We start from the raw sequence: 16,404 nt of genomic DNA, 5'->3' as shown, positions 1-16,404 counted from the left end.
TTTATAATAATTAATTAAGGAATCTGCTATGACCCTGCTGTCCTATTCGCCGGTCATCCTTCTATTCGTATTGTTTATACTGCGTGTGCCAATTGCTTTGGCGCTACTAATCTCGACAGCTGTCTATTTTGGTTTCGTCAACAATTTCATGCCACAAGAAATGATGATCCAGACGATGATTGCCTCAATGGAAAGTTTTCCCTACCTGGCAATCCCATTCTTCACCTGTGCTGGCGTCGTTTTTAACTATGCGGGCATTACGACCAGGTTAATGAAGTTGGCAGAGCTGTTGATTGGTCATATGCGGGGCGGTATGGCGCAGGTAAATGTGTTGCTGTCAGCGATGATGGGTGGGGTATCCGGCTCGGCCAATGCCGATGCCGCTATGCAGACCAAGATGATAGTCCCCCAGATGGAGCGCCTCGGTTATAATCGCGCGTTTTCCACCGTGGTGACTGCTGCTTCGGCCTGTATAACACCGATTATTCCACCTGGCATCATTCTGATACTTTACGCACTAGTGGCTGATGTGTCAGTTGCCCGCATGTTCATGGCAGGTCTTTTGCCGGGGTTGATGCTGACCGTCATCCTAATGCTAACTGTGTCGATTGTATCTCGATTTAAGGGCTATGCCGCATCACGCGACAGCCGAGCTAGTTTGCGGGAAATAGGCGTGCAGCTTGTACGTAGCATTGGAGCGCTTTTACTGCCGCTCGGTATCATTATGGGGCTACGTTTTGGTGTCTTTACTCCAACTGAGGCAGGCGCTATTGCAGTAGTCTATGCCGTGTTTGTAGGTACATTTGTTTATCGTGAACTGAGATGGAAAGACCTAGTACCTATTATAAAAGAATCAGTGCTTGTGACGGCTGGCGTTATGTTCATCATTTGTGCAGCCAATGCTTTCGCAGCCTACTTGACTTGGGAAGGGATACCAGCAGCCTTCTCAAATATGCTACTGGATTCGATTCATAACCCTATTATCTTCCTTCTCGTCGTCAATCTTTTATTACTGTTTATTGGCATGTTCTTCGAAGGTGGCTCGGCCATCATTCTTATGACCCCACTATTGCTACCGGTTGCCAACGAGATGGGTATTGACCCGGCACACTTCGGCATTGTTATGGCCGTCAACTTGACTATAGCGGGCTTTACCCCGCCAGTTGGCACCATGATGTTCATCACCATTTCGATCGCTAAAGTCCGGATAGAGGAATACGTTCGCCAAGCTTGGCCATTTCTCTTGGCGCTGATCATTGCACTTCTTTTGTTGACGCTAATTCCCGCCATTTCATTGCTTCTCCCAAAGGTGCTTCTGTGACTAATAACTGCAAGCTTTACTATGCATCTATGTCTCCTTTCGTGCGTAAGGCTCGTATTGTTGCTCGTGAGGTCGGTTGGTCGCTTGATTTAATTTCTGTCTTTGCAAGCCCCATCGCTCCGCCCGAGGATCTTGTTCGAGTCAACCCCTTGGCAAAGATTCCCGCCTTGCGCATTCCTACGGGGGAGGTGTTGTTCGATAGTCCGGTGATCTGCCGCTACCTAGGCGAGGGGACGGAGCTATACCCAACAGAACTGGCTTTATGGCGTGCCTTACGCCGTGAGGCGTTGGCCGATGGTTTAATTGAAGCGGCCTTGCTGGCGCGCTACGAGACGACATTGCGGCCTGAACCTCGGCGCTGGTCTGACTGGGTTGAAAGCCAAATGGGTAAAGTCGCCCGTTGCTTGGAAGTAATGTCTCATGAGGTGGGGGATGCGGAAGAACCTGACATCGGAGACATCGCTACTGGCTGTGCCCTCGCCTATTTAGACTTTCGATATCCGCAGCTAACTTGGCGTACCGACTTCCCCGCCCTTGCTGCCTTTGCCGAGGCACTGAATAAGCGACCGGCCTTTCAGGACACCCAGCCTAAATAAATAAGACAAGTAGGTGGCCTAATTTCTTATTAAGTCATTTACTTGCATCAAGCGTATACACCTTGAGCTGTCGATCTTCCTAGCTACCATGCTTGTTTCTAAAATGTATAGGTGGAGACGCTGCGTGATAAAGACAATAGAACAGATTGTGTAGTCTTTCCTGGCTGATATTAGGTAGGTTAACTACCGCTAAAAACAATGCATCATATATCATGCATTATTATTGACGCGTAATTAACCTTTGAATAGCATGTCTCATAGCAACACAGTTCAGTAGAGAGTCATTAATTGAAAATGGAGAGGAACGTTGTGTCGGATATAACAGATATTTCATTGCAAGAGGCCCAAAGCCTGGAAGAACGAGCACAGTTTGTTCGGCTGGAAACCATCCGTTTGATCGAGATCGCTAAAGTGGGACACTATTCATCGGTCTTCTCTTGTGCCGAGATATTTTCGGCCCTGTACTATGACGTAATGAGCATTTCAGATGATCCGAAATGGCCGTTGAGAGATCGCTTCCTAATGGGAAAGGGCCATGCGGCCGTTGGGCTGTTCCCAGTTTTGGCTGATCTGGGATATTTCCCCAAGGATTGGCTGGACAGCTATACGCGCCTTGGCAGCCCTTTAGGGGATCACCCAGACATGCGAAAGGTTCCGGGTGTGGATTTCAGCTCGGGCTCAATAGGGCATGCCCTGTCCAACGGAGTCGGCATTGCTATGGGCGGGCGAATGCAGGAGCAGAATTTCGATGTCTTCGTTATGTTGGGTGATGGCGAGATGCAAGAAGGTCAGGTCTGGGAAGCGGCGATTTCTGCAGCTAATCACAAACTCTCCAATGTCATCGCGATCGTGGATCGCAATGGGTATCAATTAGATGGAAAGGTTGATGACATCATGGCGATTGAACCTCTAGACGAGAAATGGCGCGCCTTTGGCTGGGAAGTGCACGAGGTAGACGGTCACGACATCGTGGCTTTGACCTCAATATTGCGTCGTGTCAAGGCAGATAAGATGCGAGAAAAACCCTGTTGTATTATTGCCAAGACTGTTAAAGGCAAAGGTATTGACTACATGGAGACAGAGCCGGGTTGGCATCTTGGATATTTGTCGCCCGAAGATAGCGAAAAGGCCCGCCAGACCATCCTAAATACACGTATTAGCGGAGATCCGCAGTGAATACCAAAACAAACCTGACACCAGAAAGCTGGCAGTACCGTGACCTGAATGAGCGTACCCCCAGCCTGTCGGTAATGGCAGACACATTGATCGAATTGGCAGATCAAGGCTATCCAATTGCGGCAGGCACGGCTGATCTCCAGCATTCGAACGGTTTGGTGAAATTTGCCAACGCCTATCCTGATCGTTTTGTGCAGTTCGGGATATCAGAACAGAATATGGTCTCGGCTGCTGCGGGTATGGCGACGACTGGAATGATTCCTTATGTCGCAACTTTTGCTTCTTTCTTGGGGCTTCTTACCTGTGAACAGATACGCATGGACGTGGCTTATTGCGCGCAGCCTGTACGCCTGATTGGCCATCATACAGGTATCTCGATGGGATTTTATGGCACATCGCATCACGCAACTGAAGATATTTCGACTATGCGAGCTATTGCCGACCTTACGGTGGTTTCTCCCGCAGACGGGGCTCAGTTCCGCCAACTCCTTCTCGAATCGGCTAACTATCCCGAACCGATATATTTCCGAATCGGGCGAGGACACGAACCGGCTGTTTATAGTGAAAACGAGCAGTTCCAACTGGGAAAAGCAAAAGTCCATGGCATGGGTAGCGACATTACGATTATCGCCTGTGGCATGGCTGTTCACGGTGCCAAGGAGGCGGTCGCAGAGCTGAATAAAATAGGCTATTCAGCTGGCTTGATAGACATGCATACGATAAAGCCTCTGGATGAGGCAGCGGTGCTAGAAGCTGTAAATCATTCGCGTATTATTCTTACGGTAGAAGAACACAACATTCTTGGAGGACTAGGTTCCGCCGTGGCCGAGATAATGGCAGAGAATCCCGGTAAGGCAAGGTTAAAGCGGCATGGAATTATGGACGAATACGCTCTGATCTCACCTCCACAACGGCTTTACCAGCATTATAAGCTGGACGGTCTTGGTGTGCGTGAGATTGCTGAGGCATTACTGTAGGCAGAAAGTAAATGTAAAGTGCATGGGCAGCATAGAATAAAATATAGCTGCCCTTTCTCTTCCACGAGGCTGATAAATAGCTGTCGGCCCCGGATGATTGATTCAACATCGATACGGGCTATTCGTGCTGCCGCAGGAGGTGGCTGGTGAGTAATGCCGCTGTCATAGCCTTTATCATTACTAGAGCTTAGCTGGAAGATAACTCGGACAGCATTCACCTCGCTTCGCATTAGTCTGAAGCCAATAAAGAGTCCGTAAATAAATTGTGCTGGTATTGATTACCCGTGCGGCTTTTACCGTCGGCCTCAGTGTCGTCACTGGCCGCGCCTATCTTGTGCTGATGTGCTTTGATACAGATGCTAACAATGCAGAGTCATTCGTCATAGGGCTCGTCCCTCCAAAGCTTCAAAGGTAGCCGTTAACTTGCCTGCTGCCGACCAAGCATTGAGGAGCATATAGACCGTTCCCGCTGACAAAGGCCGAGCCACATAGTCAGGCATACTTGATAAAGAATGCCTTCTGACGCCATTCGTAGATAAGGCTTGAAGTAAAATTTTTGTTGAAGCAGGGTTGTTTTCAGCTTCGGCCAGTGTCCATTGTTGAGCAGCAGTCGCTGCATGGTCGCGAATCCAGCTGACGGTGTCCATGCCCGATTAGTAGTAGTAAAGATGGCCAGTATCCAGGCACAGTCCAGCGGTGTCATAAGAGATGTCTGCCATCAATTGCAATATCTCGTCCTCAAACTCGATATACCCTCCCGCATGGGGATGAATGACGGCGCGGATCCCATATTCGCGGCTAGCTAGCTCAGCAATGGTACGAATATGCTCCATAAGGGTGCCCCCACTGCACATCGCTCAGACGCGGCGCTTTTTCATAGTGCCCCGCGTATAGGCTGCGCTCATCGTGAACATGGTCAATCAATACCAGGTAGGGTGTAGGGTAATTTTGGCCTGGTTGACTGGGGGGGTCGGGCAACTGTTTTAAGAAACGACAGATTTCATGGGCCTGACGAATAAGATTCTCCCGGTTAGCGGGGTCAATCAGGTCATCAAAAATGGTACCCGCGACGACCTTCAAGCCACACTATTGAAGCTTTTCGCTAAGACGTCCTTGCGCTAACGGCAAGTTGCCGTAAGGCCCGAGTTCCCCCCTGATAACCCGCCTGTGCGGCCTCATCCAGCACTTTCTGCCAGGGTGGCAAATTGGGGTTATTCACATCGTCGCCCCCCAACAAAACGGCGCGCTAGCGATTTGCATGCTCATTTAGTGCCTCCTACAGGATTATTTTTATACCTAACGGTTCTGACTCAACGGTTATTAAAGCAATTATTAAAACAGCCCATTGTCGCTTTCTTGCTATTTTTCAATTTTATGATAGATACTTTATTAAATTTTAAAACAACTACTCAGAATAGAAATATTGGTAATTAATCATAATTTATACATATTCTTGCGATTTTAAATCATGTCGTCTGAGTTCCTTGCGTATAACCCAGAAGCCACCCCCTGTTTTTACTGCACCTTGGCCATGCATGAACTCCATGCTCAACGACCAGCCAAAAAAAACGCCGTGCCCCTAGGGGCACGGCGTGAACCAGCAGTCGTTAAGATTTAAAGTGTCGGCATGGTGAAGTGATTGGTCTCTTCACGGATGCCGTTAGGCCAGCGCTGGGTGATCGTCTTCATGCGCGTATTGAAGCGTACGCCGTCCGGGCCGTGCATGTGCAGCGGGCCAAACAGCGAGCGCTTCCAGCCGCCGAAGCTATGAAACGCCATGGGTACCGGGATGGGGACATTGACACCTACCATGCCTACCTGAATCTGCTCGCAGTACTGACGGGCAGCATCGCCATCACGGGTAAAGATCGCCGTGCCGTTGCCGTACTCGTGAGCATTAACCATGCTGACCGCTTCGTCGAAGCTCGCCGCGCGGCTGATAGCCAGCACAGGGCCAAAGATCTCTTCAGCATGAATACGCATTCCGGGGCTAACGTGGTCAAACAGCGTACCGCCAATAAAGAAGCCGTCACCTGCGCCCTCAATCGCTGCTTGGCGACCATCCACCACTAGCTCAGCGCCTTCATCGACACCGGTTTGGATATAACCTTTTACCTTTTCCAGGTGATCACGAGTGATCAGCGGGCCCATATCGTTATCGAGGCCATCGACCAGGCCAGGCCCGACGCGCAAGTTCGCGAGTTCAGTCTCAAGCTTCTCGCGCAGCTTCTGGGCGGTCTCCTCACCTACGGGCACCGCCACCGAAATGGCCATGCAGCGCTCGCCGGCGGAGCCGTAAGCGGCGCCCATCAGAGCACTAACGGCTTGATCAAGATCGGCATCCGGCATGATCACCATGTGATTCTTGGCACCGCCTAGCGCCTGAACACGCTTGCCATGCTTTGATGCCGTGGCATAGATGTACTCGGCGATCGGGGTAGAGCCCACAAAGCTGACGGCTTGAACACGCTCATCGGTCAGCAGTACATCCACTGACTCTTTATCGCCATTGACGACGTTGAAGACGCCATCCGGTAAGCCCGCCTCTTTCAGCAACTCGGCTAAGCGCATCGGCGTGGAGGGATCCTTCTCCGACGGTTTCATGACAAAGGTGTTGCCGCAGGCAAGCGCGATGGGGAACATCCACATCGGCACCATCGCCGGGAAGTTGAACGGCGAGATACCCGCGCACACGCCCAGCGGCTGCATCATGGAGTAGCTGTCCACCCCGGTGCCCACGTTCATGGAGTGCTCGCCCTTTTGCAGGTGCGGAATGCCGCAGGCAAACTCGACCACTTCAAGCCCACGGGTGACTTCGCCCTTGGCATCCGAGAACACCTTGCCGTGCTCGCTGGAAATAATCCGCGCCAGCTCATCGGTGTGCTCTTCCACCAGTGCTTTAAACTTGAACAGAATGCGCGAGCGCTTCAGCGGGGTCATTTTGGCCCAGGCAGGAAAAGCTTCGTCGGCGATACGTACCGCGTCGGTTGTTTCGGCGGCCGACGAGAGCGCAACGTTTAGCGACTGCTCACCAGTGGCCGGGTTGTAAACCGGTGCCGTACGGCCACTTTGGCTGGCAACGGTCTGGCCGTTAATGTAATTACCCAATGTGTTCACGATTTGTCTCCTTGTGACGTTAGCTAATTTGAAAAGACGTTAAACGCTCTCACGCACGATGAGGTCGTCACGCTGAAGGAGCCCTTCCGACAGAGTAATACCGAGCCCCGGCTCGCTTCCGGCATGCAGCATGCCTTGCTTGACCTCGGGCAGGCCGTCGATCAAATCTCGGTACCATGTCGCCATGCTGGCCCTGACCACCTCCTGATAGATAGCGGTCGGCGCGTGGAGCGCCAAGTGCATTCCAGCCACCAACGTAACGGGGCCGGTGCAGTCATGTGGAGCGAGCGGCTTGTTGAATGCCTCGGCGAGTGCCGCGATCTTTCTTGCTTCGCTCAGGCCGCCGCACCAGGCGACGTCTACCATCACGAAGTCGACGGCTCCAGCACTGAGCATATCCTTGTAGGAGGAGACACCCGCAAGCGTCTCGCTGCCGCAGATGGGTACGTCAACTCGGCTTCGCAGCATCGAAAGCTCATAGTTATCGTCCATCTTGTGTAGTGGATCCTCCACCCAGGCCACGCCAAAATCCTCAAGTCCGCGGCAGATGCTTTCCGCCGCCTGCCCACCCCAGAGACTGTGCAGCTCGCACATGATGTCGATCTTGTCGCCTACCGCTTTTCTCACTTTTTCGAAGGGCGCAAGACCTGACTTGAGATCCTCACGAGAAATGCGGTGACGATTTTTATTGGCAAAGACGTCGAAAGGCCAGATTTTCATCGCCTTGTAGCCTTCGTCGAGCAGGCTTATGGCTAGTTCTCCAGCGTCTCGCATGAAAGCGATCTGATCATCGTAAGCTCCGCTGGCTACGTCGTCTTTACCGATGTCGCGGCGTTTGTTGCCCACGGCGCTTGAGTTGAAGTTGTAGCCCGCGCAGGTGTTGTAGACATCGACACCTAGCCGGGAGGCACCACCCAGTGCTTCAAAGACGGGCACGCCGCTTCGTTTGCCTGCCAGATCCCATAGGGCGATGTCGATCGCGCTGGCCGCACGGGTTTCGACTCCCGAGGCGTTGAACCCAAGGTAGGGCTTGGACAGATGATTCGAAAGCGCTTGAATATGGCGCGCGTCCTTGCCGATCAACGAGCTAGACATCTCGTCGTGAATAGTGGCCTCAATTGCGGAGGCACCCCGGAAACTCTCCCCCAGGCCTATCAGACCGTCATCAGTCTCGAGCTGTACCCATATAAGGTTCGGGTACTGCTTGACTCTTATCGTCTTCACACTTTTTATCAGGGCCATGTAACGCTCACTTCAGCTTGTTGTTGGTCAATGTGGTCGAGTGGAATCAGTAGATGTCCGGCTCCGGCGTGGTGCCCCCGAAATCACTTTCCAGAAAGTCAAAGTCACAACCCTCATGGGCCTGCTTGATGTGTTTCAGGTACATCCAGGTATAACCACGGCCATATTTCGGCGCAGGGGGCTTAAGCGCAGCCCAGCGCCTTTCCAGCGTTTCATCGTCGACGAGCATGTCCAGGCGTCGGGCGGTCAGGTCGAGCTTGACCAGATCATTGCTCTTGAGCAGAGCCAGTGGCCCCATAACATGAGCTTCGGGTGAGACATGCAGCACACAGGCGCCGTAGGAAGTCCCCGACATTCGAGCATCCGAGATGCGCAGGATATCTCGGCAGCCTTCATTGATGAGCTTCTTCGGCACCGGCAGCATGCCCCACTCAGGCATTCCCGGCCCGCCCTGGGGACCGGCATTTCGCAGCACCAGTACGTGGTCGGGTGTAACATCTAGCTGTTCGTCATTGATCGCCTCGAGCATTGACGGATAGTCATCGAACACCAGCGCGGGGCCGGTATGGTGAAGAAACCGCGCATCACAGGAAGCTGGCTTGATGATCGCCCCACTAGGCGCGAGGTTACCCTTGAGTACGGCCAGCGACCCTTCGCGATAGACCGGGCGATCAAGCGGCCGAATAACATCCTCGTGATAGACCTCGGCATCTGCCAGGGCCTCACCGAGCGTATGTCCCGTTACGTTGCCCGCCGCCAGATCGAGCCGACTGGCAAGTTGCTTCAACAATCCCTTCAGCCCACCGGCGTAGTAGAAGTCCTCCATCAGGTAGCGCTCGCCTACCGGACGAATGTTGGCCAGTACCGGCACCTCGCGACTCAACGCATCAAGATCGTCGAGAGCAAGATTCACGCCCGCTCGTCGGGCCATCGCAATCAGATGGATCACCGCGTTGGTGGAGCAGCCAAGAGCCATGGAAGCGATGGCTGCATTCATGAACGCAGCGCGGGTCAAAAACGTCTCAGGTCGGCGCCCCTCCCAGACCATCTCGACGGAGAGCCGACCCACAGCACTGGCCATCCTGATATGGTTGGCGTCCGCAGCGGGGATCGAAGAAGCCCCGGGCAGCGTCATCCCCAGCACATCAGCGATGGCCGTCATTGTCGAAGCAGTCCCCATCGTCATGCAGTGGCCGTAGGAGCGTGCGATGCCGGACTCCACCTCCTGCCACTCCTGGATGCCGATCAGCCCCGCGCGCCGGTCATCCCAGTACTTCCAGGCATCAGCGCCGGAGCCCAGGGTCTCGCCGCGATAGTTGCCGCGAAGCATCGGTCCGGCGGGCAGGTAAACGAAGGGCAGCCCCATGGAGATCGCACCCATGGTGAGGCCCGGCGTAGTCTTGTCACACCCCCCCAGAAGTACGGCTCCATCTACTGGATGCGAGCGCAAAAGCTCTTCTGTCTCCATGGCGAGCAGATTGCGGTAAAGCATCGTCGAGGGTTTGACAAAGTTCTCCGAGAGCGAAAGTGCTGGCAGCTCGATCGGAAAGCCTCCGGCCTGGAGAATGCCCTTCTTGACCCAGGCCACGCGGTCTTTGAAATGGGCGTGACAGGGGTTGATATCCGACCATGTATTTAGAATCGCAATGACCGGTTTACCTTCCCAGTCCTCGGGGTCATAGCCCATCTGTCGCAGCCGTGAACGGTGCCCAAATCCCTTCAACGTATCGGGGGCAAACCAGCGCGCCGAGCGCAGCTCGTCATAGGAAATAGCCATGCCTTCCTCCTGATCCTACTCCGCGCGGGAATGCTCGATTGCACCCAGCAATGCCTTGAATCCTGTGACCAGCATCCAGGTATCCGCGCCCACCGCAACGTAGTCGAAACCCGCAGCAAAATACTCGCTAGCCTTTGCCTGACCATAACCAAGAATGCCCGCCGCGATGCCGGCCTCGTGAATGCTTTTCAAACCTTCGTTGATCAATCGGGTGTGTTCGGCGTCCTCCTTGACGCCGGCCTTGCCGATCGAGGCCATCAGATCGCCAGGGCCAATGAAGATGGAGTCGATTCCTTCGACGGCAGCGATCTCGGGGATATTGCGGATAGCCTCGGGGGATTCGACCTGTACTATGATAGTGAGCTCGTCAGTATAAGTGTCGAGGTAGCGACCGTTGGTGCCATAGCCGTTGGCCCGCACGACGCCGGAGATGCCGCGTATGCCGTGGGGCGGGTAGCGCGTCCACGACACTACTTCCCGAGCCTGCTCCGCTGTCTCGATCATCGGGAACATGAGGTTGCGCGCGCCGATGTCCAGCAGGCGCTTGGTGACCACTGGGTCGCTGCAGGGAGGACGGACGACACATCGGGTCGCATCGACGGCAGCGCGCAGCTGGCTCATTACCGTCATGACCTCGTTAGGAGAGTGCTCCATATCGATGAGCAGCCAATCAGCGCCACATAGCGAGGCGATTTCCACCGAGCTCTCGGAGCCCAGGCTCATCCAGAGCCCGGACTGAGAGCGACGCGTGCGCAGACCTTGCTTGAAGGAATTTTGCATCTTTCTATTCTCCACTACCGTAGGACTGGGGACTCTTCTTGCGAAACAGGAAGAACAGCAAAAGCACTGTTGCTGCGAGCAGGGCTAGGCTGATGGGTTGGGTAAAGAAACGAGTCCAGTCGCCGTTAAACACCGTCATGCCCCGCCGCAGGTTGGATTCGGCGATGCCGCCAAGGATTAGGCCGAGGATCACCGGAGCGGTGCCGAAGCCGAAGACGTTCAGCAGGAAACCGAGTGCTCCGAAGGCCAACGCCAGGTACATATCGAAGGTATTACCGGTCGCCGCGTAAACACCCAGCAACGACAGCACCAGGATTGAGGGCATCAGGTAAGCTTCCTTCACCCGAAGGATTTGAACGAAAAGCTTGATGCCGAACAGCTGGATCAAGAACATGAAGATATTGGCGAGCAAGAATGCGATGAAGATCGAGTAGATCAACGCGCCACTTTGCTCGAAGAGCATTGGGCCGGGCCGAATACCCTGAATCGTCAGCCCACCCATTAGTACGGCAGTAGCAACTTCACCTGGAACGCCAAGCGTCAGCATCGGAATCAGTGCGCCGCTAGCCATTGCGTTGTTTGAACTTTCGGTGGCAATGAGCCCCTCGTCGTGGCCGGTTCCGAACTTCTCCGGCGTCTTCGACATCCGCCGTGCCTGATCGTAGGAGAGAAACGATGCGACGCTGCCACCCGCCCCTGGAATGGCCCCCACTAGTGTGCCGATCAGCGTGCTCGAAGCGATCACTTTCCAAGCACGCCTGAGCGCTCCCCAAGGCGGCCTGGCCGAGGTCAGTGCTTGCTTCTTGAGCGGTTCCTTCTTCTTGTAAATGCGCTCGAAGACGTCTTGAAATACTTGGGAGATGGCGAACAGACCGATCAAGGCCGGCAGCAAATTCACTCCAGTGATCAGCGAAGGCTCGCCCATCGTGAAGCGCAGCACGCCCGTGATGGGATCCGACCCCACCGTGGATAGGAAGATGCCGAGCCCTCCCGCGATCAATCCCTTTAGAATCGACTTCGTGGAGACGGCCGCGATAACCACCAGCCCTAGAATGGCAAGAGAAAAGAACTCCGCAGGCCCGAAGCGCAGCGCGAAGGTCGCGATCGGCGGAGCGAAGAGAATCAAGAGCAGTGCCCCCAACATGCCTCCCACGAAGGAAGACGCGATGGCCAGGCCAAGCGCGCGCCCGGCCTCGCCCCGTCGCGTCATGGGAAAACCATCAAGCGTGGAGGCCACCGAAGAGGGCGTGCCGGGAACGTTGAGCAGAATGGCGGGCACCGCGCCCCCCGCCACCGCCCCACAGAAAGCCCCCAGCAACATGCCAATACCAACCTCCGGTGGAAAGCCGAAAGTTAGCGGAATCAATAGAGCAATCGCCATGGTCGCAGTCAGCCCCGGCAGGGCACCCATGACCAGGCCGAGAAAGGTTCCAAAGGCAATACCGAGGAGCACCTTGATATCGACCAAGATGCCCAGAGACGCAACGATATCTGACATGATCTATATCCGTTAAGGGAGAGTGACCTTGAAGACGTAGCTGAACACCACGTAGGCGACAATGGAGAAGCCGCCAGCGAAGAGCAGCGAGGAGAGAAGGCTCCCAGCGCTCCAGACCGAGCGACTCTCACCTTCGCCGACCAGCATGGCCTTGTAGCCAGCGACAGTGACGAACAGAAACAGCGTGGTTACGACGATGAAGCCCATTGCCTCGCTGAAGACGACATAGCCCGTCGTCATCGCCATCAACAGGATGAAGTACGCCACAGCCTTGTAACTAATGTGTGGCGTAGATGCCTTTCGCTGGCGCAGAAAGAGCATCACGTCGCGAATCAGCACGATCAGTGTGAGCACAAGCCCGAACACCAGCGCCAGGCGTGGAAAGAACGCGGGTGAGATTCCCACGCCGCCGCCGACAGGCAGCTGGTTAGCCTGAAAGAGCATGGTGCCAAGAAAGAGCGCCAGCAAAGCATCGAAAAGCAGTCTGAACAGGTGAGTCATGTCGTCCTCTCGCGAGCGTAGCCGATAATTACTGACGCAGTCGTTGTGCCAGCGGCACCATGTCAGCGGCGGTGCGCTCAACGAAGGCGTCAAGCTCATCGCCGTAAAGCGGAGCTACATCGGCACCTAGATTGGTCATCACCTGCTGAAAATCCGGGTCGTCCAATGCTGCCTGCAGCGCATCGACCCACTGCTGGCGGATGTCGTCATCAAGCCCGGAAGGTGCTGCGACACCCCGCCACTGCAGGGTGGTGACATCGAATCCCTGGTCGGCGAAGGTACGCACGCCATCAAGCAGAGCGCTCTCACCGGTAGTGCCAAGCCCGGCCAGCTGGCCACTCTCGACGGCGGAGGCGACGGCGATGGGCGCCGAGACCACCGCATCGATATGTCCGCCCATCGCGGCAGCCAGCGCATCGGCGTCGCCGCCATAAGGCACCATCTGCGCCTCGACCCCTAGACTCTCAACGATGGCGACCGCCATGATGTGCGCCGAGGAACCAACGCCAGGAAAACCAATTTTGACAGGACCATCGGCGACCGCGACGTCATCGAGCCCTTCCCACCCCAGGTTCGGGTTGGACGTCAGCACGTAGGGCTCCGCCGTAACGCGGGCGATATAGTCGAAGTCATCGTATTCGAAAGTGGCATTGCCCATGCCCTGCAGCGTGAAGATGGCGTTATTAGGAATGGTGACAGTAAACCCATCGGGCCGCGCGGCCAGCAGTTGGGTATAACCGACTACGCCACCGCCACCGGCGATATTCTGAATGGTCACGCTGGTGTCCAGAATCTCCTCGAGGGGCTTTTGCAGTGCTCGGGCGAAGCTATCGTTACCACCACCGGCGGAATAGGGTACGACAATCTTGATCGTACGATCGGAAAGACTCTGCGCCATCGCGGTACTCGAGGCCACGGTGCACAAGAACAAAGCGGAAGCACTCATTATTAGATTAAGGTTGTTGTATCGCACGTCAGTACCTTTATTGTTTGAGGAAGGATCGTATCAACCAACACTGACATAATAGCAATTAGTAAAAAATAGTAATAATATACTTTGGTTCTATAATATTACTGCTTGATTTACCTACAAATATACAAATATACCTATCTAATAATTACTAATTTTTACAGGAATGAATAATGACTACGTCTATGAAGGACTTCGCCACCCAACAACTGAGACGCTTTCTGAGTGAACCGCAGTGGCGTAGCGGTGGTAAGCTCCCTTCAGAACTGCAGCTTGCCAAGGAGATCGGTGTTTCACGTCCGATCGTTCGCCAGGCGCTGACTACGCTGCGACACGAAGGACTGATCACCTCCAAAAGGGGCTCCGGGCACTACTTTCAGCCGCTCGACAAGACAGCATCGAATATCTTCGGAAGCTCTCGCAGCATCAAGGGCGTTTCCGACTGTTTCCGCTTCAGGGAAGTCATTGAATGCGCAGCAGCGGCAGAAGCCGCCCGTGTAAACGATGAGGAGCGTATGGCACGCATCGACGAAGCCGCCCAAGCGATGAAGGCCAGTTCGATCAACGAACAGGAAGCGTTTGAAAGAGAGTTCGCCTTTCACCTGGCCATCGCGGAAGCGACGCGTAACCCCTACTTCCCGATGACCCTTGAGCTCTTGAAACCGCAGATCCAAACCGGCTTCGAGATCGGACGATTCCTCCGTGACATTCCCATCCATACTACGGCAAGCCAGGTGGTTTCCGAGCATATCGAGATCGTCGAGGCAATACATAAAGGGGATGCAAGCCGAGCCGAAAAACTGATGCGTAACCACTTGAAGCGCGGTCGAGAGCGCTTCATGGGTTACGAAGATTGATGGCGGAGAAGGGTTGCCATCGAGCCGAGGTACCGACAGGTACCTCGGCTCGATGACGAGGAGAAACTTAAAGCGTCGGCATGGTGAAGTGGTTGGTCTCTTCACGGATGCCGTTGGGCCAACGCTGGGTGATGGTCTTCATGCGCGTGTAGAAACGTACGCCATCCGGGCCGTGCATGTGCAGCGGGCCGAACAGCGAGCGCTTCCAGCCGCCAAAGCTGTGAAACGCCATAGGCACTGGGATCGGGACGTTAACGCCGACCATGCCGACCTGGATCTGCTCACAGTATTGACGAGCGGCGTCCCCATCCCGGGTAAAGATTGCCGTGCCGTTGCCGTATTCATGCGCGTTAACCATACTGACTGCTTCGTCGAAACTTGCCGCGCGAGTAATCGCCAGCACCGGGCCGAAGATTTCTTCAGAGTGAATGCGCATACCGGGCGTGACGTGATCAAACAGCGTGCCGCCAATAAAGAAACCATCACCGGCGCCGTCCACCGCCGTTTTGCGGCCATCCACCACCAGCTCTGCACCTTCATCCACGCCTGTTTGGATATAGCCTGCCACTTTTTCACGGTGCTCGCGGGTGATCAGCGGCCCCATATCATTATCAGGGCCATCCACTAAACCTGGGCCGACCCGCAGGTTCGCTAGTTCCGCCTCAAGCTTCTCGCGTAGTCGATTAGCCGTTTCTTCACCCACAGGCACCGCAACCGAAATCGCCATGCAGCGCTCGCCCGCCGAGCCGTACGCGGCCCCCATCAGCGCACCCACTGCCTGATCAAGATCCGCATCGGGCATAATGACCATATGGTTCTTGGCCCCACCGAGTGCCTGGACACGCTTGCCATGCGCTGACGCGGTGGCGTAGATGTACTCAGCAATGGGTGTGGAGCCCACAAAGCTTACCGCCTGAACGCGTTCATCGGTGAGCAGTACATCCACCGCTTCTTTATCGCCATTGACGACGTTGAAGACGCCATCCGGTAGACCCGCTTCTTTCAGCAACTCAGCTAGGCGCATTGGCGTGGAAGGATCCTTCTCGGACGGCTTCATGACAAAAGTGTTGCCACAGGCCAGCGCGATAGGGAACATCCACATGGGCACCATGGCCGGGAAGTTGAACGGCGAAATACCCGCGCACACCCCCAGCGACTGCATCATGGAGTAGCTATCGACACCGGTCCCCACGTTCATGGAGTGTTCGCCCTTCTGCAGATGCGGAATACCGCAGGCAAACTCAACCACTTCTAAGCCGCGGGTCACTTCGCCTTTAGCATCGGAGAACACCTTACCGTGCTCGCTGGAAATGATCCGCGCCAGCTCATCGGTGTGCTCTTCCACGAGTGCCTTAAACTTAAATAGAATGCGGGAACGCTTCAGCGGCGATACTTTTGACCAGGTGGCAAAGGCTTTATCCGCTACGCGCACGGCTTCCCGCGTTTCATCGGCGGAAGAGAGCGCCACTTGCAGGCTCTGCTCACCGGTTGCCGGGTTATAGACAGGTGCGGTACGGCCGCTTTGGCTGGCAACGGCTTGGCCATTGATAAAATTACCTAAGATACTCATAGATGCCTTCCTTTTGGTATTC

General features: G+C 54.8%; 14 protein-coding genes. 5 read left to right on the top strand and 9 right to left on the bottom strand.

What is annotated here, in order from left to right:
- Positions 1-28: 28 nt before the first annotated feature.
- The 4 genes from MLE19_RS04340 (at position 29) to MLE19_RS04325 (ending at position 4,070) form a co-directional block, all read left to right on the top strand.
- On the top strand, positions 29-1,321 hold the full coding sequence (locus tag MLE19_RS04340) for a TRAP transporter large permease (RefSeq protein ID WP_240716858.1): 1,293 nt from the start codon (positions 29-31) through the stop codon (positions 1,319-1,321).
- Complete coding sequence (locus MLE19_RS04335) at positions 1,318-1,917, top strand: glutathione S-transferase family protein (RefSeq protein ID WP_240716857.1); 600 nt, start codon at positions 1,318-1,320, stop codon at positions 1,915-1,917. Before MLE19_RS04340 ends, MLE19_RS04335 begins: the two co-directional genes overlap by 4 nt.
- A gap of 309 nt (positions 1,918-2,226) precedes the next feature.
- Complete coding sequence (locus MLE19_RS04330; RefSeq protein WP_240716856.1) at positions 2,227-3,093, top strand: transketolase; 867 nt, start codon at positions 2,227-2,229, stop codon at positions 3,091-3,093.
- Positions 3,090-4,070 (top strand): transketolase family protein, encoded by a 981-nt coding sequence (locus tag MLE19_RS04325; protein ID WP_240716855.1) that lies wholly within the window; start codon positions 3,090-3,092, stop codon positions 4,068-4,070. The genes MLE19_RS04330 and MLE19_RS04325 overlap by 4 nt, the downstream gene beginning before the upstream one ends.
- A 653-nt stretch (positions 4,071-4,723) precedes the next feature.
- On the opposite strand, the gene MLE19_RS04320 is transcribed toward MLE19_RS04325, so the two are convergent.
- The 8 genes from MLE19_RS04320 to MLE19_RS04285 form a co-directional block, all read right to left on the bottom strand.
- Entirely contained in the window at positions 4,724-4,903 is a 180-nt protein-coding gene (locus MLE19_RS04320) for a TIM barrel protein (RefSeq protein ID WP_240716854.1), read from the bottom strand.
- Positions 4,904-5,684: 781 nt separating this feature from the next.
- Entirely contained in the window at positions 5,685-7,187 is a 1,503-nt protein-coding gene (locus MLE19_RS04315) for a CoA-acylating methylmalonate-semialdehyde dehydrogenase (protein ID WP_240716853.1), read from the bottom strand.
- A gap of 39 nt (positions 7,188-7,226) precedes the next feature.
- Complete coding sequence (locus tag MLE19_RS04310) at positions 7,227-8,429, bottom strand: mandelate racemase/muconate lactonizing enzyme family protein (protein WP_240716852.1); 1,203 nt, start codon at positions 8,427-8,429, stop codon at positions 7,227-7,229.
- 46 nt (positions 8,430-8,475) lie between these two features.
- Positions 8,476-10,206 carry an L-arabinonate dehydratase gene (gene araD, locus MLE19_RS04305; protein WP_240716851.1) on the bottom strand — a complete coding sequence of 577 codons (1,731 nt, stop codon included), beginning with the start codon at positions 10,204-10,206 and terminating at the stop codon, positions 8,476-8,478.
- A gap of 15 nt (positions 10,207-10,221) precedes the next feature.
- Positions 10,222-10,986, bottom strand: a complete 765-nt coding sequence (locus MLE19_RS04300; RefSeq protein ID WP_240716850.1) for an HpcH/HpaI aldolase family protein — start codon at positions 10,984-10,986, stop codon at positions 10,222-10,224.
- A 4-nt stretch (positions 10,987-10,990) separates the two neighbouring features.
- Complete coding sequence (locus tag MLE19_RS04295) at positions 10,991-12,484, bottom strand: tripartite tricarboxylate transporter permease (protein ID WP_240716849.1); 1,494 nt, start codon at positions 12,482-12,484, stop codon at positions 10,991-10,993.
- Positions 12,485-12,496: 12 nt separating this feature from the next.
- The gene (locus tag MLE19_RS04290) at positions 12,497-12,985 is read right to left on the bottom strand and encodes a tripartite tricarboxylate transporter TctB family protein (RefSeq protein ID WP_240716848.1); all 489 of its coding nucleotides are present in this window, start codon (positions 12,983-12,985) and stop codon (positions 12,497-12,499) included.
- 28 nt (positions 12,986-13,013) lie between these two features.
- Positions 13,014-13,883 carry a tripartite tricarboxylate transporter substrate binding protein gene (locus tag MLE19_RS04285; RefSeq protein ID WP_240716847.1) on the bottom strand — a complete coding sequence of 290 codons (870 nt, stop codon included), beginning with the start codon at positions 13,881-13,883 and terminating at the stop codon, positions 13,014-13,016.
- 257 nt (positions 13,884-14,140) lie between these two features.
- On the opposite strand from MLE19_RS04285, the gene MLE19_RS04280 reads away from it, so the two are divergent.
- A complete protein-coding gene (locus MLE19_RS04280) occupies positions 14,141-14,812 on the top strand; it encodes a FadR/GntR family transcriptional regulator (protein WP_240716846.1) in 672 nt (223 codons plus the stop codon).
- Between the two features lie 67 nt (positions 14,813-14,879).
- Here the strand turns inward: MLE19_RS04280 and MLE19_RS04275 are convergent, their stop codons facing one another.
- Positions 14,880-16,382, bottom strand: a complete 1,503-nt coding sequence (locus MLE19_RS04275) for a CoA-acylating methylmalonate-semialdehyde dehydrogenase (protein ID WP_240716845.1) — start codon at positions 16,380-16,382, stop codon at positions 14,880-14,882.
- Positions 16,383-16,404 lie beyond the last annotated feature (22 nt).

The organism is Vreelandella neptunia (genome assembly GCF_022489065.1).
GTDB classification, from domain to species: domain Bacteria; phylum Pseudomonadota; class Gammaproteobacteria; order Pseudomonadales; family Halomonadaceae; genus Vreelandella; species Vreelandella neptunia_A.
Note: the sequence above shows the minus strand (reverse complement) of the source record. Positions and strands in the feature narration are given on the sequence as shown.

Bases quoted from the DNA above. Each gene is read 5' to 3' on its own strand.
- MLE19_RS04290 (WP_240716848.1), bottom strand. From the start codon at position 12,985: ATGACTCACCTGTTCAGACTGCTTTTCGATGCTTTGCTGGCGCTCTTT.
- MLE19_RS04340 (WP_240716858.1), top strand. From the start codon at position 29: ATGACCCTGCTGTCCTATTCGCCGGTCATCCTTCTATTCGTATTGTTT.
- MLE19_RS04320 (WP_240716854.1), bottom strand. From the start codon at position 4,903: ATGGAGCATATTCGTACCATTGCTGAGCTAGCTAGCCGCGAATATGGG.
- MLE19_RS04300 (WP_240716850.1), bottom strand. From the start codon at position 10,986: ATGCAAAATTCCTTCAAGCAAGGTCTGCGCACGCGTCGCTCTCAGTCC.
- MLE19_RS04275 (WP_240716845.1), bottom strand. From the start codon at position 16,382: ATGAGTATCTTAGGTAATTTTATCAATGGCCAAGCCGTTGCCAGCCAA.
- MLE19_RS04285 (WP_240716847.1), bottom strand. From the start codon at position 13,883: ATGGCGCAGAGTCTTTCCGATCGTACGATCAAGATTGTCGTACCCTAT.
- MLE19_RS04295 (WP_240716849.1), bottom strand. From the start codon at position 12,484: ATGTCAGATATCGTTGCGTCTCTGGGCATCTTGGTCGATATCAAGGTG.
- araD (WP_240716851.1), bottom strand. From the start codon at position 10,206: ATGGCTATTTCCTATGACGAGCTGCGCTCGGCGCGCTGGTTTGCCCCC.
- MLE19_RS04310 (WP_240716852.1), bottom strand. From the start codon at position 8,429: ATGGCCCTGATAAAAAGTGTGAAGACGATAAGAGTCAAGCAGTACCCG.
- MLE19_RS04280 (WP_240716846.1), top strand. From the start codon at position 14,141: ATGAAGGACTTCGCCACCCAACAACTGAGACGCTTTCTGAGTGAACCG.